17 protein-coding genes are annotated in these 20,318 nt (G+C 61.4%); 10 read left to right on the top strand and 7 right to left on the bottom strand.

Going from position 1 to position 20,318, the window contains the following annotated elements; genetic code table 11:
• Positions 1-1,806 (bottom strand): ABC transporter transmembrane domain-containing protein, encoded by a 1,806-nt coding sequence (locus tag DXT88_RS18695; RefSeq protein WP_265215551.1) that lies wholly within the window; start codon positions 1,804-1,806, stop codon positions 1-3.
• 289 nt (positions 1,807-2,095) lie between these two features.
• On the opposite strand from DXT88_RS18695, the gene egtD reads away from it, so the two are divergent.
• Together egtD and egtB are read left to right on the top strand one after the other, a co-directional pair.
• Positions 2,096-3,064, top strand: coding sequence for an L-histidine N(alpha)-methyltransferase (gene egtD, locus DXT88_RS18690; RefSeq protein WP_407649370.1), 969 nt, complete (start codon positions 2,096-2,098; stop codon positions 3,062-3,064).
• Between the two features lie 30 nt (positions 3,065-3,094).
• Positions 3,095-4,309: an ergothioneine biosynthesis protein EgtB gene (gene egtB, locus DXT88_RS18685; protein ID WP_265215550.1), complete on the top strand. Its 1,215-nt coding sequence runs from the start codon at positions 3,095-3,097 to the stop codon at positions 4,307-4,309.
• A gap of 72 nt (positions 4,310-4,381) precedes the next feature.
• On the opposite strand, the gene leuA is transcribed toward egtB, so the two are convergent.
• Both leuA and DXT88_RS18675 read right to left on the bottom strand, forming a co-directional pair.
• Positions 4,382-6,085 carry a 2-isopropylmalate synthase gene (gene leuA, locus DXT88_RS18680; RefSeq protein WP_265215549.1) on the bottom strand — a complete coding sequence of 568 codons (1,704 nt, stop codon included), beginning with the start codon at positions 6,083-6,085 and terminating at the stop codon, positions 4,382-4,384.
• Between the two features lie 92 nt (positions 6,086-6,177).
• The gene (locus DXT88_RS18675) at positions 6,178-6,300 is read right to left on the bottom strand and encodes a hypothetical protein (RefSeq protein WP_265215548.1); all 123 of its coding nucleotides are present in this window, start codon (positions 6,298-6,300) and stop codon (positions 6,178-6,180) included.
• A 384-nt stretch (positions 6,301-6,684) separates the two neighbouring features.
• Between DXT88_RS18675 and DXT88_RS18670 the strand changes: the two genes are divergently transcribed.
• The 4 genes from DXT88_RS18670 to DXT88_RS18655 are packed head-to-tail and all read left to right on the top strand — an operon-like array spanning position 6,685 to position 10,352.
• The gene (locus tag DXT88_RS18670; protein WP_265215547.1) at positions 6,685-7,353 is read left to right on the top strand and encodes a paraquat-inducible protein A; all 669 of its coding nucleotides are present in this window, start codon (positions 6,685-6,687) and stop codon (positions 7,351-7,353) included.
• On the top strand, positions 7,350-8,090 hold the full coding sequence (locus DXT88_RS18665) for a paraquat-inducible protein A (protein ID WP_265215546.1): 741 nt from the start codon (positions 7,350-7,352) through the stop codon (positions 8,088-8,090). Before DXT88_RS18670 ends, DXT88_RS18665 begins: the two co-directional genes overlap by 4 nt.
• A complete protein-coding gene (locus DXT88_RS18660) occupies positions 8,083-9,711 on the top strand; it encodes a PqiB family protein (protein WP_265215545.1) in 1,629 nt (542 codons plus the stop codon). Before DXT88_RS18665 ends, DXT88_RS18660 begins: the two co-directional genes overlap by 8 nt.
• The gene (locus tag DXT88_RS18655; RefSeq protein ID WP_265215544.1) at positions 9,711-10,352 is read left to right on the top strand and encodes a PqiC family protein; all 642 of its coding nucleotides are present in this window, start codon (positions 9,711-9,713) and stop codon (positions 10,350-10,352) included. The genes DXT88_RS18660 and DXT88_RS18655 overlap by 1 nt, the downstream gene beginning before the upstream one ends.
• Before the next feature lie 120 nt (positions 10,353-10,472).
• Here the strand turns inward: DXT88_RS18655 and DXT88_RS18650 are convergent, their stop codons facing one another.
• Together DXT88_RS18650 and fabI are read right to left on the bottom strand one after the other, a co-directional pair.
• The gene (locus DXT88_RS18650; RefSeq protein WP_265215543.1) at positions 10,473-11,909 is read right to left on the bottom strand and encodes a DEAD/DEAH box helicase; all 1,437 of its coding nucleotides are present in this window, start codon (positions 11,907-11,909) and stop codon (positions 10,473-10,475) included.
• A gap of 409 nt (positions 11,910-12,318) precedes the next feature.
• Positions 12,319-13,101, bottom strand: coding sequence for an enoyl-ACP reductase FabI (gene fabI, locus DXT88_RS18645; protein WP_265215542.1), 783 nt, complete (start codon positions 13,099-13,101; stop codon positions 12,319-12,321).
• 275 nt (positions 13,102-13,376) lie between these two features.
• Here fabI and DXT88_RS18640 point away from each other — a divergent pair, with 275 nt between their 5' ends.
• Genes DXT88_RS18640 through DXT88_RS18625 form a run of 4 tightly spaced genes read left to right on the top strand, consistent with a single transcriptional unit; the run spans position 13,377 to position 18,943 of the window.
• Positions 13,377-15,194, top strand: a complete 1,818-nt coding sequence (locus DXT88_RS18640) for an extracellular solute-binding protein (RefSeq protein ID WP_265215541.1) — start codon at positions 13,377-13,379, stop codon at positions 15,192-15,194.
• Positions 15,195-15,237: 43 nt separating this feature from the next.
• On the top strand, positions 15,238-16,296 hold the full coding sequence (locus tag DXT88_RS18635; protein WP_265215540.1) for a microcin C ABC transporter permease YejB: 1,059 nt from the start codon (positions 15,238-15,240) through the stop codon (positions 16,294-16,296).
• Entirely contained in the window at positions 16,293-17,354 is a 1,062-nt protein-coding gene (locus DXT88_RS18630) for an ABC transporter permease (protein WP_265215539.1), read from the top strand. Before DXT88_RS18635 ends, DXT88_RS18630 begins: the two co-directional genes overlap by 4 nt.
• Complete coding sequence (locus DXT88_RS18625; protein ID WP_265215538.1) at positions 17,351-18,943, top strand: ABC transporter ATP-binding protein; 1,593 nt, start codon at positions 17,351-17,353, stop codon at positions 18,941-18,943. The genes DXT88_RS18630 and DXT88_RS18625 overlap by 4 nt, the downstream gene beginning before the upstream one ends.
• 38 nt (positions 18,944-18,981) lie before the next feature.
• Here the strand turns inward: DXT88_RS18625 and rbsD are convergent, their stop codons facing one another.
• Both rbsD and rbsK read right to left on the bottom strand, forming a co-directional pair.
• Complete coding sequence (rbsD, locus tag DXT88_RS18620) at positions 18,982-19,374, bottom strand: D-ribose pyranase (protein ID WP_265215537.1); 393 nt, start codon at positions 19,372-19,374, stop codon at positions 18,982-18,984.
• 15 nt (positions 19,375-19,389) lie between these two features.
• Positions 19,390-20,316 (bottom strand): ribokinase, encoded by a 927-nt coding sequence (gene rbsK, locus DXT88_RS18615; RefSeq protein WP_265215536.1) that lies wholly within the window; start codon positions 20,314-20,316, stop codon positions 19,390-19,392.
• Positions 20,317-20,318 lie beyond the last annotated feature (2 nt).

The raw sequence follows: 20,318 nt of genomic DNA, 5'->3' as shown, positions 1-20,318 counted from the left end.
TCAGTCGGTATTGAACTGCAACGCCGCCAGGCTGGCGTAAAGGCCATTCCGGGCGATCAATTCGGTATGCGTGCCGGTCTCGACGATGCGGCCGTGTTCGACCACGACGATGCGGTCGGCGCGCTGCACGGTCGCCAGGCGGTGTGCGATGACCAGCGTGGTGCGGCCGACCATGGCTGCCTCCAGCGCGACCTGCACGAGTCGTTCCGATTCGGCGTCGAGCGCGCTGGTGGCTTCGTCGAGCAGCAGCAGCGGCGGATTCTTCAGCAGGGCGCGCGCGATCGCGATGCGCTGGCGCTGGCCGCCGGACAGGCGTACGCCGCGCTCGCCGAGGAAGGATTGATAACCCTGCGGCAGGCGTTCGATGAACTCGTGCGCGGCGGCCATCCTGGCGGCGGCAATGACTTCTTCATCGCTGGCGTCGGCGCGGCCGAAGCGGATGTTCTCCAGCGCATTCTCGGAAAAAATCACGGTGTCTTGCGGCACGATGCCGATGGCGTTGCGCAGTGCCGGCAAGGTCAGGAAACGAATGTCGACGCCGTCCAGCGTGATCTTGCCGTGTTGCGGATCGTAGAAGCGCAGCAGCAGCTGGAACAGCGTGGTCTTGCCGGCGCCGGACGGCCCGACCACGGCAATCGTTTCGCCGGGTTTGATGTCCAGCGACAGATGCATCAGTGCGTTGCTGTCGGGGCGCGACGGATAGTGGAACACCACGTCGTCCAGTTGCAGGGCGGCGCCGTTGGCGGTGCGCGGCGGCAGCGTTTCGGGCAGCAGCACGGATTGCACCGGCGACTGCGCCGCCAGCAGGTCGAGCAGGCGTTCAGTAGCGCCGGCGGCGCGCTGGGTGTCGCCCAGCACTTCCGACAGGGCGCCGATGGAGCCGGCCACCAGCGAGGCGTACAGGATGAACTGGCCGAGCTGGCCGCCGCTCATGGTGCCTTGCACGACCGCATGCGCGCCCAGCCATAACACGAACACGATCGCGCCGAATACCAGCAGGATCGCCATCATGGTCAGAACCGAACGCGCGCGGATACGCTGCATGGCGGTGTGGAAAGCGCGTTCGACGGAGGTGCCGAAACGTTTGGCCTCGATTTCTTCATGCGTGAAGGCCTGCACGGTCGGCATGGCGTTGAGGATTTCGCCGGCCAGCGCCGAGGCGTCGGCGACACGGTCTTGCGATTCGCGCGACAGCTTGCGCACGCGGCGGCCGTAAAACACGATCGGCAACACCACCGCGGCCAGCATCACGATGATGATGGACGACAGTTTGACGCTGGTGATGAACAGCATGACCATGCCGCCGATAAAGAGTAGTCCGTTCCGCAGCGCCATCGAAATGCTGGTGCCGACCAGGGTCTGGATCAGCGTGGTGTCGGTAGTCAGGCGCGACAGCACTTCGCCGGTCTTGGTGGTTTCAAAGAATTGCGGGCTTTGCGTGACCACGTGCGCATAGACTGCGCTGCGCAGATCCGCCGTCACGCGTTCACCGAGCCACGACACCATGTAGAAGCGCGCTGCGGTCGCCACGCCGAGGATGCAGGCGACGCCGAACAGGGCGAGGAAGTACAGGTCGATGTGCAGCGTGCTTGCAGCGGCGTCGGCGCCGCCGATGCCGCTGCTGCCGAAGCCCAGATCGATCATCTGGCGGAAGGCATAGGGAATCGCCAGTGTCGCTGCGGCAGCCACGATCAGCGCCAGGCCGGCCAGCAGGAATTGACGCTTGTAGGGTTGCAGGAAGGGGAGCAGGCCGATCAGGGTTTTGATGCTGCCTTTGGCTGGTTCTGGTTTGACGCTTGATGACATGTTGGCAAGATTCTTGATGTTGATGAAGCAACTTTGGCGGCTGGATGTCGGATTTTTTATCGGGCGGTGAACCACACGATTGATTGCAAGTCGATAGAATGCATAAGTATATGCATTCAGCAGATATGCAAGCTGCCTTTCAGCCTTTCATTTACGGGCTGGACGAGCTTGAAATGTGCAGAGTGCACGCCATATCTGGTTCTTCAAACGCGGTCTAGTGTATTGCATGCGCGGCTAGCGTGCCGATCGCGTTCACGTTGTTTCATGCTGTTTCAACAAGGAGAGCAAATTGGCTCAACGATTGTTGCAGGACATGCAGGACGATTGGTCAGAACCCTGTCCCATCCGGAACGAATTGCAAGACGGCCTGATGGCCGCAGCCGCCAGCATTTCTCCCAAATATTTTTACGACGCGCTCGGTTCCACCTTGTTCGAAGCGATCTGCGCGCTGCCGGAATATTATCCGACCCGCACCGAAGCGCAGATATTCGATCTCCATGCCGACGACATTGCCGCAACGGTCGGCAAAAGCGTGACCATGATCGATCTCGGCGCCGGCAATTGCGCCAAGGCGGCGAGATTGTTTCCTTCGCTGCAACCGCGCCAATATGTACCCATCGATATCTCGACCGAATTCCTGCGCGAAGCGGTGAACGGCCTGCGGCAAAAATTCCCGGCGATTCCGATGCAGGAAATTGCGATGGATTTTTCCGCGTCGCTGCAATTGCCGTCCACGGTCGGACGGGAAAACCGCCTGTTCTTTTATCCCGGTTCTTCGCTCGGCAATTTCGCGCCGGAAGAGGCGCTGCAATTCCTGCGCCGCATGCGCCACGGTTTGCAATTGGGTGAAGGCGGCGGTGTCTTGCTGGGCATCGACCTGGTCAAGGAAAAGGCGGTGCTCGATGCCGCCTACGACGACGCGCTCGGCGTGACGGCGGCGTTCAACCGCAATGCGCTGCTGCACGTCAATCGTCTGCTCGGCAGCGATTTCGTGGTCGGCGACTGGCAGCATCGCGGTTTCTTCAATCCGGCATTGTCGCGTATCGAGATGCACCTGGAAGCGCGCCGCGACCTCACCGTGACTTGGTGCGGCGGCGAGCGGAAATTCAGCCAGGGTGAACGCATCCATACCGAAAACAGCTACAAATTCACACCGGACGGCTTCAGCGATTTGTTGCGCCAGGCCGGTTTTGGCCAGGCCAAAATGTGGTTCGATCCGCAGAAGTGGTTCATGCTGTGTTACGCGCGGCCGGTGTAAAACAGCAGATGAACAAAGGAGATGAGCAGCATGCATAACGAGACGGCAGTATTGGCGGCAACGAACGCGGCCATCGTCGACGACTTCCTGCGCACGCGCGAATATTCGATGATCCTCGCGACGCCTTTGTCCGACGAGGATTGCGGCGCGCAGTCCATGCCCGACGCCAGTCCGGTCAAGTGGCATCTGGCGCACACCAGCTGGTTCTTCGAAACCTTCATTCTTGAAAGTTACGAGCCCGATTTCGCGCCGTTCCATCCGGCCTTCCGGGTGCTGTTCAATTCGTATTACGAAGGCGTCGGCGACAAGCATCCGCGTCCGCAGCGCGGCATGCTGACGCGCCCGTCGCTGGCCGAGATCCGCGCCTATCGCGCCAATATCGACCTGCGCATGCAGGCTTTGTTGCTGTCGGATGTGTGCGACGACAATTGTCTGCGCCTGCTGGAACTGGGCATGCAGCATGAGCAGCAGCATCAGGAACTGATCCTCACAGATATCAAGCACCTGCTGTCGCTCAATCCACTCAAGCCGGCCTACCTGCCGCGCGCCTTGCAGGCCATGCCGGTGCAGACCGAGCTGGAGTGGAATACCTTCGACGCCGGCGTAGTGGAAATCGGCTATCGCGATGGCGGATTCTGTTTCGACAACGAGCTGCCGTCGCATCGCCAGTTCGTCGAGGCATTCGCCATCGGCTCGCGCCTGATCAGCAATATCGAGTACCTGATGTTCGTGGAGCAGGGCGGTTACGAGAATCCCGCTCACTGGCTGTCGGCCGGCTGGGACTGGCGCAGCAGCAATCACATCATGCATCCGCTGTACTGGCAGCGCCAGGACGATGGCGCCTGGCGCGAGTTCACGCTGCACGGCATGCTGCCATTGGATCCGCATGCGGCGGTATTGCATTTGTCCTATTACGAAGCCGATGCGTTTGCGCGCTGGGCCGGTGGACGTTTGCCGACCGAGGCGGAGTGGGAACATGCCGCCGGCGAGTTGGGCAACGAAGGCCGGCAATTCTTCGGCACGGCGTGGCAGTGGACCTCGAGCAGCTATGCGCCGTATCCGGGCTATGCGATTCCCGAGGGCGCGGTGGGCGAGTACAACGGCAAGTTCATGGTCAATCAATACGTCTTGCGCGGCTCGTCAGGCGCAACGCCGCTGGGACATTCGCGCACGAGTTATCGCAACTTCTTCCCGGCGACGGCTTGCTGGCAGTACAGCGGCATCCGGTTGGCGCGATCGCTCTAGCGATTACACGGTAGTACAAATAAAAAAGCCGCCGGTTGGATAAACCGGCGGCTTTTTTTACGTGATCCCGAATCAGGCTGCTTTCGCTTTTGGCGAAGAAGACTGATTGGCGCTCTGGTCGATCGCGATCTGGCGATTGACGGCGCTGAGGACGGCTTTGAACGAGGCGGTGACGATGTTGGCGTCGATGCCCACGCCGAAACCGGTCGGTGCTTCATTCAGGCGCAGTTCGATGTAGCTGGCGGCTTGCGCGTTGGCGCCGGCGCCGATGGCGTGTTCGTGGAAATCCATCAGCTTGATGTCCAGGCCCAGCGCATTGACGAAGGCGTCGATAGGGCCGTTGCCGGTGCCGCGCACGGTGGTTTTTTCGCCGTTGCGCTCGATGTCGACTTCGATCTTGATCGATTCTTCATGCGAGGTGTCTTCCGACATGCGGTGCGCGCGGTAGACATACGGCGTGCTGCGGTCCAGGTATTCGGTCTTGAAGATCGTGTAGATGTCGGTGGCGACGATTTCCTTGCCGCTGGCGTCCGCTTCGCGCTGGATGGCGCGGCTGAACTCGATCTGCAGGCGGCGCGGCAGGGCCAGGCCGTATTCCTGTTCCAGCAGGTAAGCCATGCCGCCCTTGCCGGACTGGCTGTTGACGCGGATCACTGCGTCGTAGCTGCGGCCCAGGTCGGCCGGATCGATCGGCAGGTAAGGGACTTCCCAGATGGCGTCGGCTTGCTGCTTGGCGAAGCCCTTCTTGATCGCGTCCTGGTGCGAGCCGGAGAAGGCCGTGAAGACCAGGTCGCCGACGTAAGGGTGGCGCGGATGGACCGGGATCTGGTTGCACTCTTCGACGCATTGACGCACGGTGTCGATGTCGGAGAAGTCGAGGCCGGGGTTGACGCCTTGCGTGTACAGGTTCAGGGCCAGCGTGACCAGGTCGACGTTGCCGGTGCGTTCGCCGTTGCCGAACAGGCAGCCTTCGACGCGGTCGGCGCCGGCCATGACGGCCAGTTCTGCAGAAGCGACGGCGGTGCCGCGGTCGTTATGCGGGTGCACCGAGATGATGGAGGACGAACGGTGTTTCAGGTTGCGGCACATCCATTCGATCTGATCGGCGTAGACGTTCGGGGTGCTGCATTCGACGGTCGAGGGCAGGTTCAGGATGACTTTGCGTTCCGGCGTCGCGCCCCAGGTTTCGCAGACGGCGTCGCAGATTTCCTTGGAGAAGTCGAGTTCGGTGGTGCTGAAGGATTCCGGCGAATATTCGTAACGCCATTGGGTTTCCGGACGGGCGTCGGTCAGTTCCTTGACCAGCTGGGTGCCGGTAACGGCGATGTTCTTGATTTCGTCGCGCGACATGTTGAAGACGATCTTGCGGAAAGCCGGCGCGACCGAGTTGTACAAGTGCACGATGGCTTGCTTGGCGCCGGCCAGCGAATCGATGGTGCGGCGGATCAGTTCTTCGCGCGACTGGGTCAGCACGATGATGGTGACGTCGTCGGGGATGCGGTTCTCTTCGATCAGCTTGCGCACGAAGTCGAAATCGGTTTGCGAAGCGGAGGGGAAGCCGACTTCGATTTCCTTCAGGCCGATTTGCAGGAGCATTTCAAAGAAGCGCAGCTTGCGTTCGGGGCTCATCGGCTCGATCAGCGCCTGGTTGCCGTCGCGCAGGTCGGTGCTCATCCAGATCGGCGGCTTGGAAATGAACTGATTTGGCCAGGTGCGATCAGATAACGGGATCGTCGGGAATGCGCGGTATTTTGCTGCCGGATTGTTTAACATCATGGTGGAGCCTCTTTAATTGGTCACTGCTGAACAGAGAAACGTAACTGGGGAAATCATCTGATGTGGCTGAAAGTAGGGCCGCCTGACTGCCACTAACGCAAGGCCAGGCGACCGATCGGTAGTTTTAGCAGCAGCGGCGCCAGCGCACGTGCAGCGACCATCGCAGCGATCAATTCGCCGGAAATCAGGAGTGCAGTGATGGACGTGAAATGCATGGACGGCTTTTCAGGAAAAATTTACAACTTTTTAATTGTGCCGCCATGTGCGCCTGAAGACCCAATTCGGATGCTTTTCAGACCATGACCAGCGAGGAAACTGCAAAAAACAGAGGAGAGACTTGGATCAGCGCGAAGCTGGTAGTAGCGTCACTAGTAGCAACGCTAGCAGGGCGCCAGCGAAGTGCGATAGTGAGAGAGAGAATTGTGTTGCGGAGTTCATTTGGCCACTTTAGAAGATTGCCGTTTGAATTGTCAAGCTTTATCTGCCAAATTACGCCGTAATCAGTCGAAAAGCGAGCCGATCTGGTCATTTTTTGTTGTTAGAATCCAAGTTTCCCTAATTAACCAATAAGTCATCAATTTGAGCCTCTTCCCTTCTCCATGCATGAGCGTCCCGACCTGATCGTTTGCGAAGAGTGCGACGCGGTCCATCGCCGGCCTGTGCTTGCGCATGCCGAAGTCGCCCGCTGTCTGCGCTGCGGCGCCGAGCTCGAGCGCGATACCGGCAGCCACGTGGCGCGCTTGCTGCCGCTGACGGTGGCGAGCTTGATCATGTTCGTGATCGCCAACAGTTTTCCCATCGTGCAGATCGAGTTGCAAGGCCTGACCAGCGAGACCACGTTGTTCGGCGCCGTGATGGTGCTCAACGGCGAGGGCATGTCGCTGGTGGCGATGCTGGTGCTGTCCACCACGATCCTGTTCCCGCTGGTGCAGATGCTGGTGTTGCTCTATCTTTTGTTGCCGTCCGCGCATGTTGTGAATGATGCGGATGATATGCACGGTGCGCATGATGGTCGCCGTCCCGGCGTGAAGCTATTGCTGCGCCTGATGCAGATCGTGCGTCCCTGGGGCATGGTCGAAGTGTTCCTGCTCGGCGTGCTGGTGGCGCTGGTGAAACTTTCAAATATGGCGGCCGTGGTGCCGGGCGTTGCCTTGTGGGCGTTCGGTGCGCTGACCATCCTGCTGACAGTGGTGGTGTCGTTCAATCCGCGCTACCTGTGGCGGATTCTGGTCGGCGAACGTCGTAACCCCGGGGAGCAGGTGCGATGAGCGCGGGTGCGCACAACACCGGCGTTGACGGCACCGACGGTATCGGCAGTGCCTCGCAACCGGTTGCGGCAGCACCTCAGCTCGATAGCGCCATCGGCACCGATATTTTCCCTTGCCACCATTGCGGTACGGTCTGGCAAGACGCGCAACAGGACGAGCAATGCGGAGTCTGTCATGCGCCGCTGCATCGGCGCCGCATCGATAGCCTCAATCGCACGTGGGCGTTCCTGATCGCCGCTTGCATCATGTACATTCCGGCCAATCTGATGCCGGTGATGATCACCTCGACGCTGCTCGACGAGCAGCGCGACACCATCATGAGCGGCATCATCTATTTCTGGGTATCGGGTTCGTGGGAACTGGCCATCGTCGTGTTCGTCGCCAGTTTCATGGTGCCGCTGTTCAAGCTGGTGGCGCTGATCATCCTGACCGTCAGCGCGCGTCGCCGCAGCAGCTGGCAGCGCTTGCAGCGCGCCAAGCTGTACCGCGTGGTGGAAACCATCGGCCGCTGGTCGATGCTGGACGTCTTTGTGGTGTCGCTGCTGACCGGACTGGTGCAGATAGAAGGATTCGCCAAGATCACCGCCGGCATCGGGGTGGCCGCATTCGGCTCGGTGGTGGTGTTGACCATGCTGGCGTCGCTGAGCTTCGATCCGCGCCTGATCTGGGATGAGGCCGATCCCGAAGCCGAACAGGGCGCAGATAAAGAGCAACAAGAAAAGGATATCAATGACTGAACCAACGACGTCGCCATCGCAGCCGAACCGGCCGGAACCCAAACGCGAGCGCAAGCGTAACTGGCTGCCTTCGCTGGTCTGGCTGATCCCCATCGTTGCTGCCGTGGTCGGCCTGACGCTGGTGGCCAAGATCCTGATCGAACGCGGCCCGATCATCACCATCAGCTTCGTCTCGGCGGAAGGCCTCGAGGCCGGCAAGACCAAGGTCAAGTACAAGGACGTCGACATCGGCCAGGTGCAGTCGATCACGCTCAGCAAGGATCGCTCGCACGTGGTCACCACGGTGCAACTGACCAAGGAGGCGGAGAGCTTCACCGCCGACGATACGCGTTTCTGGGTGGTGCGTCCGCGCGTGGCCGCGTCAGGTATTTCCGGATTGAACACTTTGCTGTCGGGAGCGTACATCGGCGCCGACGCCGGCAAGTCGGAAGAAACCAAGAAGGAATTCGCCGGCCTGGAACAACCCCCCATCATCACGCGCGATACCTCGGGGAAGCAGTTCGTGCTGCATGCCTCGGATCTCGGCTCGGTCGACATCGGCTCGCCGGTATTCTATCGTCGCATCAAGGTCGGCCAGGTGGCGGCCTATGACCTCGATCAGGACGGCCGCGGCGTGACGCTGCGCATCTTCGTCAATGCCCCCTACGACAAGTTCGTCGGCATCAGTTCGCGCTTCTGGCACGCCAGCGGCTTCGACATGCAGATCAACGCCAGCGGCTTCAAGCTGCACACGCAATCGCTGGCGACGGTCGTGCTCGGCGGTATCGCGTTCAAGAGCATCGACGATCTCGACTCGCAGGCTCCCGCCAAGGAAAACACCAGTTTCCGCCTGGCCGAAGATGAAGCGGCGGCGATGAAGGAGCCGGACGGCCGCTCGCAAACCGTGCTGCTGTATTTCAACCAGTCCTTGCGAGGTCTCGAACCGGGTGCGGTGGTGGACTTCCGCGGCGTGGTGCTGGGCGAGGTCAAGTCGATCGGTATTGAGTACGACGACAAGACCCGTGAGTTCGTGATGCCGGTGGTGGTGCAGCTGTATCCGGACCGCCTCGGCCGCAAGTTCAACGAGCAGCAGGAGTCGCGTTATACGCCGCGTCAGCGCCTCAAGTATCTGGTCTCGCGCGGGCTGCGCGCGCAGCTGCGCAGCGGCAGCCTGTTGACCGGGCAGGTGTACGTGGCGCTCGACTTCTTCCCGAACGCGGCGCCGACGCAGATCGATATCGAGAGGACGCCTTTGGTGTTCCCGACGATACCGAACAGCCTCGACGAGATCCAGAACCAGATCGGCGACATCACGCGCAAGCTCAGCAAGGTGCCGTTCGACAAGATCGGCGACGACCTGCGCAAGACGCTGACCACGCTCAATCGCACCCTGACCAGCGCCGAGCAGACCATGAACAAGCTCAACAATGACGTCGCGCCGGAAATCACCGCCGCCATGCGCGATGCGCGCAAGACGCTCAGCGCCGCCGAACGGACTCTTTCCGAGGACGCGCCGTTGCAGCAGGACGTGCGCCAGACCATGCAGGAGCTGTCGCGCGCGGCCGGCTCGATCCGCGTGCTGACCGATTATTTGCAGCAACATCCGGAATCGCTGATTCGCGGCAAGCAGGAGGATCAATAATGCAGCGCAGTTTCACTCTCATCTCGTCGGCAGCAGCAACAGCAGCAACAGCAACAGCGGCAGCGGTGCTGCTGAGCGCCTGCGCTTCGGCGCCGACGCGTTTCTATACGCTGGCTGATGCCGCTGCGCCGACGGCGGCAGCGGCCGTATCGACTCCGACCGGCCAGACCTTCATTGAGGTCGCCCCGGTCAGCGTGCCGGAACGCCTGGCGCGACCGCAAATCGTGGTGCGCACCGACGCCACGCGTGTGGACATTCTGGAGCAGGATCGCTGGTCGGCGCCGTTCAACAACGAGTTGCGCGACGCGCTGGCAAGCGGCGTGGCCAACCGGCTCGGCGCGGTCGATGTGACGCGCGGCGGTCGTCCGAACAATCAGCCGGTGTATCGCATCGTGGTCGAATTGCGCCAGCTCGACGCGGTCAAGGGCGGCAAGGTCGATGCCACTTTCGGCTGGACCATCACACGCAGCGACAACAGCAGCAGCGCGGTGTGCCGTCTGAGCGTCGTGGAACCGGCAGCGGGACTGGGCGTTGACGGCGTGGTGCAGGGCATGCAGCGCGCGGTGGGCAATGCCGCCGACGCGATTGCCGCCGATGTGGCGGCGTTGAGTAGCGGGAAGACCGGCGTTTGCAGCCGCTGAACACCGCGCAGTTTTTACCCTGCCGGAAATGACAAAGGCCGCTTCATCGAAGCGGCCTTTTGTTTTGCTGCACCGGCAAACATCACCGGTATGGTCAGTCTTAACTAATGCAGATGCAGATCAGCGATCGCCGTACGAACGACGTGCGCCGCTGTCGGAGCGGGCGCCAGTACCCTTGTAGCCGCCGCCACCTTCTTTGCGCGGACCGCCGCTGCCGGCAGGCTTGCCGCCGAAGCTGCGACCGCCGCCATTGCCATTACCGCTGCCGGCCGGACGCGCCGGGCCGCTGCGGTTATCGCCTGGACGCCAGCCGCCCGGCTTGCGCGCGGCGCGTGCAGGAGCTGCTGTCTTCTTCGGCTCGTAGCCTTCAACGACGTCAACCGGAATCGGTTGCTTGGTGAAGCGCTCGATACGTTTGACGTGCATGCCTTCAGCGTGATTGACCAGCGAGACGGCAACGCCGTTGCGGCCGGCACGACCGGTACGGCCGATGCGGTGAACGTAGTCTTCCGGGAATTTCGGCAGATCGTAGTTGAACACGTGGGTGATGCCCGGCACGTCGATACCGCGAGCGGCGACGTCGGTTGCCACCAGCACTCGCACCTGGCCGCGGCGCATGCCGTCCAGAGTACGGTTGCGTGCGCCCTGATGCATGTCGCCATGCAAGGCAGCGGCAGCGAAACCGGCGATGTTCAGGCGGTCGGCGATGGTGTCGGCGTCACGCTTGGTGGCGGTGAAGACAACAGCCTGGTCCATGGTCACGTCGCGCAGCAGGAAGTCGAGCAGGCGATTCTTGTGCGACAGGTCGTCGACGAAGTGGACGCGCTGGGCGATGTTTTCATGCTTGGTGGCGGAACCGGCGATCTGGATGATCTGCGGTGCATTGGTGATGCGCTTTGCCATGTTGCCGACGACGCCATCCAGCGTTGCCGAGAACAGCATGGTTTGACGGGTTGCCGGTGTTGCCGCGACGATCTTTTCGATGTCTTCGATGAAGCCCATGTCGAGCATGCGGTCGGCTTCGTCCAGGACCAGGATCTCCAGTTCGGAGAAGTCGATCTTGCCCGAATCCATATGGTCGATCAGACGGCCAGGCGTCGCCACCAGGATTTCAGGATTGCGCGACAGCAATTGCATCTGCTTCGGATAAGGCATGCCGCCCAGGATCGACACGGCCTTCAGGCGGCGCATGTGGGCGCAGTACTTGTCGGTCGCGGTGGTCACTTGCAGGGCCAGTTCGCGGGTCGGGGTCAGCACCAGCATCTTCGGCTGGGCAGGGCGGAAACGTGGACGGTCGCCGCGGGCCTTGGCGGCTTGGGCTTCCTGGTTCGGGGTCTTGGCGCCGGGAGCGGCAGGCGGCATTGAGGCGAACTTGTGCAGCGACGGCAGCATGAACGCTGCGGTCTTGCCGGAGCCGGTCTGCGACGACACCAGCAGATCCTTGCCGGCGATGGCGGCGGGGATAGCTTGTTCCTGGACCGGCGTCGGCGCGGTATAGCCGGAGTCGGTCAAGGCTTTGATGATCGATGGGTGCAGGCCTAGTGATTCAAAAGTCATGTTTTCTTTCGTTTAGTATGAGCGCCAGACAAATGCAATGCAGCGCAACGATTGCGTCGGTTTGAACGAACGCAACGAGCGCACAGCAAATGCGGTGAACGCAAAAAAGCAACGCCAACCAACGAAATGACTATGAAAAACAAAGAAATTTCGGCACAAAAGCTTTGCGCCGGGACGGTGTCGCTTAAAAAGTAAGGACACTCAAGGCGGGAGGGCTTTTACTACGTACTGTCGACTGTCTAGCGCGACAATTAGGGCTTGCGAAGCTACTGAGTAACCCGGCGTGCCGGATTACGGTTTTTGTACGTCGTATTGCAACGCACAAACCGAATCATACAGGAAAATGTCGAAGTTGGCACTAGGACTTGTTCGGAGAATTGCTTTGAACAAGCCCCAGACTCAGACAATCTTATTCCGAGATACCGCCGACAACACGCGAGAAGCCGCCGTCCACGTAGGTGATTTCACCGGTAATGCCGCCGGCCAGGTCGGACAACAGGAAGGCCGATGCGTTGCCAACGTCCTCGATAGTTACGTTGCGGCGCAACGGAGCGTGATCGGAAACGAAGCCGAGGATCTTGCCGAAGCCCTTGATGCCGCTGGCGGCCAGGGTTTTGATCGGACCGGCGGAGACGCCGTTGACGCGCACGCCCTGGGGACCGAGCGATTCGGCCAGGTAGCGCACGCTGGCTTCCAGCGAGGCCTTGGCCAGGCCCATGGTGTTGTAGTTCGGTACGACGCGCTCGGAGCCGAGGTAGGTCAGCGTCAGCAGCGCCGAGTTCTGGCGCAGCAGCGGCAGGGCAGCCTTGGCCATGGCCGGGAAGCTGTAGGCCGAGATGTCGTGGGCGATCTTGAAGCCTTCGCGCGAGAAGCCTTCCAGGAAGTCGCCGGCAATCGCGTCGGCCGGCGCATAGCCGATCGCGTGCACCAGGCCGTCGAGCTGATCCCAGGACTTGCCGAGGTCGGCGAACAGGGCGTTGATCTGTTCATCGCTGCCGACGTCGCAATCGAAAATCAGCTTGGTGTCGAATTCTTCCGCGAACTTGGTGATGCGGTCCTTGAAACGCTCGCCGACATAGGTGAACGCCAGTTCCGCGCCTTCGCGCTTGCACGCCTGGGCGATGCCGTAGGCGATGGAACGATTCGATAACAAACCTGTGATCAGGATTTTTTTGCCTTGCAGAAATGCCATGTTGACTCCGAGTGATTCGCCTTGAAGCGGCGCCAGGCTGAAAGCCGCGCCGGAACAGGCGAAATAAGGGGGATTCCGGTTCTTTGCAGTATATTTGCGCTTGAACTGGGCAAGATTGTAGGGGCTTGCGACGGCGGGGGCAACTTCCGGCGTTTTTGTGACGGCCTGTTATTGCCATTGTGTAAAAATTTATTCTGTAAAATGATCGAATTGCTTTCAAATAACACATAAAGCACATCACTTCAGGAACCAGAAATTCGACATGACAAGTACGCATGCGTAAATTCACCTTCTCCACACTGCTCCTGAGCTTCGTGGCAACAGTCGGGTTCAGCGGCCCGGTTCTCGCAGACCACGCTTTCTCGCTGTACGACACGCCCAAGTATCCCGCCGGTTTCACCCACTTCGATTATTTCAATCCCGACGCCCCCAAACGCGGCACGCTGTACCTGGCCAATCCGGATCGCCGCACCAGCTTCGACAAATTCAATCCGTTCTCGCTCAAGGGCGTGGCGGCGGCGGGCGTGTCGACGCTGATGTTCGAGACGCTGGCGATCGGCTCGTCCGATGAGGTCGCCACCATGTACGGCCTGCTGGCCGACGACATGACGCTGGCGTCGGACCGCATGGCGATGACCTTCCACCTGAACCCGAAGGCGCGCTTCAATAACGGCGACCCGGTCACGGCGGCCGACGTCAAATATTCCTACGACACGCTGCTAGCCAAAGGCGCGCCGCAGTTCAAGTCGATGTTCGCCGACGTCAAACAATGCGTGGTGGTCGATGCGCAGACCGTGCGTTTCGAATTCAAGACCAGGAACCATGAGTTGCCGCTGATCGTCGGCGGCGTGCCGGTGTTCTCCAAAAAGTGGGCGGCCGGCACGGCGTTCGACAACATCCAGCTGACGCCGCCGATCACCAGCGGTCCGTATCTGATCGACACCTACGACGTCGGCCGCAACATCACCTACAAGCGCAATCCAGCCTATTGGGGCACGAATATCCCGACGCGCAAGGGCAGCTTCAATTTCGAACGCATCGCCTATCGTTTCTACAAGGACGACGTGGCGCGGCTGGAAGCCTTCAAGGCCGGCGAGTTCGACGTGGTGGTGGAATATAGCGCCAAGAGTTGGGTGCGCAACTACAACGGCCCCAAATTCGTCAGCGGCGAAATCGTCAAGCGTGAACTCAAGCACTCCAACGGCGCCGGCATGCAGGGCTTCGTCATGAACCTGCGCCGCGACCAGTTCAAGGATGCACGCGTGCGCCAGGCGCTGGGACTCGCGCTCGACTACGAATGGATGAACCGGCAACTGTTCTATGGTCAATATTCGCGCATCTATTCCTTCTTCAACAACAGCACGCTTGCCGCCACCGGCGCACCGGAAGGCGACGAACTGAAATTGCTGGAATCGATCCGGGCTTCCGGCACAAAGATCGATCCGGCCGTGTTCGGCCCGGCCCCGGTGCCGCCCAACACCAATCCGCCCGGTTCGCTGCGCGCCAACCTGCTGCAGGCGCGCGAACTGTTGCGCCAGGCCGGCTGGGAATATCGTGACGGCGCCTTGCGCAACGCCAGGGGCGAAGTCTTCGCGTTCGAGATCCTCGACGATCAGTCGGCGCTGTCGCGCGTGATCAGCATCTACGTGCGCAACCTGCAAAAGCTGGGCATCCGGGTAACGCAGCGCACCGCCGACTTTGCCCTGGTGGCCAAGCGCATGGACGAGTTCGACTACGACATGACCAGCATCCGCTTCCCCGACGTCAGCAGCCCCGGCAATGAAATGTTCGACATGTTCGGTTCCAAGGCGGCCGATGAAAAAGGCTCCAACAACGTCTGGGGCCTGAAGGACAAGGCGGTCGACAAACTGGTCGAAGCGCTGGTCGCCGCCGCAACGCGCAAGGACCTGGTCGCCGCCGCGCGCGGGCTGGACCGCGTCTTGCTGCATAAATACATCGTGGTGCCGCAGTGGTATTCGTCGACGCACCGCGTGGCCTATCGCAACCGTTTCGGCATTCCCGCCGTGACGCCGCTGTACTACCAGGCCGATCCCTACGTGATCTCAAGCTGGTGGGAAGTGTCGCCGAAATGAGCACAGTGATCATCATCTTCATCTCCAACTTGCCGACGCCGCCATGAATATCTGGTCCTATATCCTCAAACGTGTCCTGCTGATGTTGCCGACATTGCTGGGCGTTGTCGTGATCACGTTCGCCGTGATCCAGTTCGTGCCGGGCGGTCCGGTCGAGCAGGCGTTGATCGAAATGAAGGGTCTCGGCGGCGGCGGCGAAGCTTCCGGCGGCGGCGCTTCGCAATACCGCGGACGCCAGGGCATCGATGCCGAGCGCGTCAACGAGATCAAGGCGCTGTACGGTTTCGACAAGCCGCCGGCCGAGCGCTTCTGGCAAATGCTCAAGGGCTTCGCCACCTTCGACCTGGGCAAGAGTTTTTACCATCACGGCGACGTCTGGCAACTGGTGAAATCCAAGATGCCGGTATCGATCACGATCGGCCTGTGGACCTTCTTCCTGACCTACCTGATCTCGGTGCCGCTGGGCATCGCCAAAGCGGTGCGCGAGGGCAGCGGCTTCGATTCGGCCACCAGCGCGCTGGTGCTGGTCGGCTATTCGATTCCCGGTTTCGTGCTGGGCGTGTTCCTGCTGGTGATGTTCGGCGGCGGCAGTTTCGTGCAATGGTTCCCGCTGCGCGGACTGACCTCGGACGACTGGGCCACGCTGTCGCTGGCGGGCAAGGTCAAGGATTACCTGTGGCACATCACCTTGCCGGTGATCGCCTCCGTGGCCGGTTCGTTTGCGGTCATGACGATGCTGACCAAGAACACCTTCCTCGAAGAAATCCGCAAGCAATACGTGCTGACCGCGCGCGCCAAAGGCCTCTCCGAAAACAAGGTGCTCTACAAGCACGTGTTCCGCAATGCGCTGATCCCGCTGGTGACCGGTTTCCCGGCGGCCTTCATCGGCGCCTTCTTCGCCGGCAGCCTGCTGATCGAGACGCTGTTCTCGCTCGATGGCCTGGGCCTGCTGTCGTATGAGTCGGTGATCCGGCGCGACTATCCGGTGGTCATGGGCACGCTGTACCTGTTCACCTTGATCGGCCTGGTGGTGAAGCTGCTCGGCGATCTCTGCTATGTCTGGGCCGACCCGCGCGTCCAGTTTGAAAGCCTGGCCAAATGAGCGCGACTACCGTGACTGCTTCTTCCTCCCCGACGCCTTCGATTTCCCCGGGCCGCCGAATCTGGCTGCGCTTCCGTCAGAATCGCAACGGCTATGCGAGCCTGATCATTTTCCTGATCCTGTTCGTGATCAGCCTCGGCGCGGAACTGGTCTCCAACGACAAGCCGCTGGTGGCGAGCTACCACGGCAAGATCCTGTTTCCGATTGCGCATGACTATTCGGAAAAGACCTTCGGCGGCGACTTCGAATCGCCGGCCGACTACCTCGACCCGTTCATCCAGGAGCAGTTCAGGAAGGATGGCAACTGGGCCATCTATCCGCCCAATCACTATCGCTTCGACACGCTCAATTATTTCGCCAGGCAACCGAATCCGGCGCCGCCGTCGTCGGAGAACTGGCTTGGCACCGACGACCGCGGCCGCGACGTGTTTGCGCGCTTGTTGTACGGCTTCCGCATTTCCATCCTGTTCGGCCTGGCGCTGACGGTCACCGGCGTGGTGCTGGGTTTGCTCGCGGGTGCGGTGCAGGGTTACTTTGCCGGTCGCACCGATTTGTTCATGCAACGCATCCTGGAAATCTGGGGCTCGATGCCCGAGCTTTACCTGCTGATCATTTTTTCCTCCATCTTCGAGCCCAGCATCGGGTTGCTGCTGGTGCTGCTGTCGCTGTTCGGCTGGATGGGGTTGTCGGATTACGTGCGCGCCGATTTCCTGCGCAACCGCAATCTTGAATATGTACAGGCGGGACGCGCGCTCGGCCTGTCGAACATGCAGATCATCTGGCGCCATGTGTTGCCCAACAGCCTGACGCCGGTGGTTACCTTCCTGCCGTTCCGCATGAGTGCGTCGATCCTGGCGCTGACCAGCCTGGACTTCCTTGGTCTCGGCGTGCCGCCTTCCACGCCCAGCCTCGGCGAACTGCTGGCGCAGGGCAAGAACAATCTTGACGCCTGGTGGATCGCCTTGTCGACCTTCATCGTGCTGACCGTGACCTTGCTGCTGCTGACCAATATCGGCGACGCCTTGCGCAATGCCCTCGACGTACGGAGGAAAGCATGAGCCTGCTCGAACTCCGCAATCTCTCGGTGCGCTTCGGCGACGTCACGGTGGTCGACGACGTCAGCTTCAGCATCGGGGCCGGTGAAAAATTCGCGCTGGTCGGCGAGTCCGGTTCCGGCAAGACGGTCAGCGCCTTGTCGGTGCTGCGCCTGAACCAGGATGCGCGCTACGACGGCCAGATTCTGTTCAACGGCGAAGACATCCTGCAAAAGAGCGAAGCGGCCATGCGCGGCGTGCGCGGCATGGATGCGGCGATGATTTTCCAGGAGCCGATGACGGCTCTCAATCCCTTGTTCACCATCGGCAACCAGATCGCCGAAGTGCTGATGCTGCACGAAGGCCTGAACGCGCGGGCTGCTGCGCAACGCACCGTGGCCTTGCTGGAAAAGACCGGTATTCCGGAGCCGGCGCGACGCGCACTGGCTTATCCGCATCAATTGTCCGGCGGCCAGCGCCAGCGCGCGATGATTGCGATGGCGCTGGCTTGCCATCCCAAGCTGCTGATCGCCGACGAACCGACCACCGCGCTGGACGTGACGATCCAGGTGCAGATCCTGGAATTGCTCAACCAATTGCAGCGCGACGAAAACATGGCCGTACTGCTGATTTCGCACGATCTCAACCTGGTGCGCCATTTCGCCGATCGCGTCGGCGTGATGGAAAAAGGCAAGCTGGTCGAGACCGCCGCCACCGCCGGCTTGTTCGCGGCGCCTCAGCAGGCTTACACGCGCAAGCTGCTGGCCAGCCAGCCGCAGCGCAATGTCGACGAGATCGCGCCGGATGCGCCGGTGCTGTTGACCGGCACGAATGTGCGTTGCGCCTTCTCGATCAAACAGGGCTGGCTGCGCAAGAAAAAATTCGCTGCCGTCGACGACGTCAGCCTGAACCTGCGCAAGGGAGAAACGCTCGGCATCGTGGGCGAGTCGGGTTCCGGCAAGTCGACGCTGGGCATGGCCTTGCTGCGCTTGTCGACGGCCACGGTCGAAGGCGATATCCGTTTCGACGGCCAGCCGGTCAGCGCGATGAGTTCAGCCGCTGTGCGCCCCTTGCGTGCGCGCATGCAGGTGGTGTTCCAGGATCCGTTCGCCTCGCTGTCGCCGCGCCGCACGGTCGCCCAGATCGTCGGCGAAGGACTGGCCTTGCACCAGCCGCACCTGAGTGCGCAACAGCAACGCGTCGAAGTGGTCGCGGCGCTGCACGAAGTCGGCATGTCGGAAGACATGCTGCAACGCTATCCGCACGAGTTCTCCGGCGGCCAGCGCCAGCGTATCGCCATCGCACGCGCAGTGGTGTTGAAGCCCGATCTGTTATTGCTGGACGAGCCGACCTCGGCGCTGGACGTCACCGTGCAGCAGCAAGTCTTGCAACTGCTGGCGCAATTGCAGCGCAAGCATGGCCTGGCGTATCTGTTCATCAGCCACGACCTCGCCGTCATCCGCGCCATGGCGCATCAGGTGCTGGTGATGAAGGACGGCAAGGTGGTGGAAGGCGGTTCGGTTGCCGACGTCCTGCAACGGCCTTCGCATGCTTATACCCAGCGCCTGCTGGCGGCGGCGACTTATGCCGCCGACAATGTCGCGGGGACATGAAGAGCCGGCCTGTCTGAAATTGCTGCGACGGTTCTCGCTCAGAACGTCACGCCGGCAATCAGAATGATATTCGCATAGGGCGTGAACTCACCGGTGCGAATCACTGCGCGCGCCTGTTGCGTGCGGCGCTTGAATTCCTCATGCGGCAGGGTCTGCTTGCCGGCCAGTCCGAGCAGCCCGACTTGTTGGGCCAGTTTCGGACTGCGTTCAGACAGTTCATCGGCCAGCACGTGATGCTCGACGTGCATTTCCGCCAGCACGGTTTGCAGCGTGTCCATGAAGCCGGGAATGCCGCGCATCAGCGCCAGGTCGATCAGCGGCACGCCGGGCGGCACCGGCAGGCCGGCGTCGCCGATCACGATGCTGTCGCCATGCCCGAGCGAAGCAATCAGCTGTGACAGCGCAATGTTCAGCAGCGGTGTTTTTTTCATCTCGGTTCTCCTTGCTCAGTCCGCAACTTCCCGGCGGGAAGGAATGGAAGTTTGTGCACCCACGCGCGCCACGCTGATGGCGGCCGCGCGCTGACCCAGCGCGATGGCTTCGGCTTCGCTGCGGCCTTCCGCCAGCGCGGCGACAAAGCCGCCGATGAAGGTGTCGCCGGCGGCGGTGGTGTCGACTGCCTTGACTGCTTGCGCGTCGAAATGCCCGGAGCCTGATTCCAGCGCCGCATAGACGCCTTTTTCTCCCAGCGTGACCAGCACGTTGGTTGAGCCGGCTGCACGCAACTTGTCGATTACGGCGGCAATCTGTTCGTCGCTGTCGTTCTCAATGCGGATATCGCCGGCGGGCATGCCGGCCAGCATCGCGGCTTCGATTTCATTGGGCACCAGGTAATCGATTTGTCCCAGCAACTCGGTCGGCAGCGCTTGCGCCGGGGCCGGATTGAGCACCACGGTCTTGCCCAGTGCATGCGCCAGCTTGATGGCGTGGAGCACGGTCGGCAATGGCGACTCCAGCTGCAGGACCACGATGCGCGCCTGTCCGATCAGGTCGCGCGCGGCATCGATGTGAGCCGGGCTGAGCTCGGCATTGGCGCCGGAAGCCAGCACGATGCTGTTCTGGCCGTTGTCGTCCACCAGGATGGAGGCGATGCCGGACGCCGTACCGGGAATCGTCGTCACATGGCTGTCGTCGATGCCGTCCTTGCGCAGGGCGGCACGCAACTCTGCGCCGAAGGCGTCGTCGCCCAGGCAAGCCACCATCGCGACCTTGACGTCGTCGGCGCTCAGGCGCGCGCAGGCCACGGCCTGGTTGGCGCCCTTGCCGCCGGGGATGGTGCGGAACTGGCCGCCGGTGATGGTTTCACCAGGGAGCGGCATGCGCGGCACGCGCAAGACCAGGTCCATGTTGATGCTGCCGATGATGACTATCATGT

Origin of the sequence: Herbaspirillum lusitanum, from assembly GCF_026127345.1 — a bacterium.
In the GTDB taxonomy this organism is placed as follows: domain Bacteria; phylum Pseudomonadota; class Gammaproteobacteria; order Burkholderiales; family Burkholderiaceae_D; genus Herbaspirillum; species Herbaspirillum lusitanum.
Note: the sequence above shows the minus strand (reverse complement) of the source record. Positions and strands in the feature narration are given on the sequence as shown.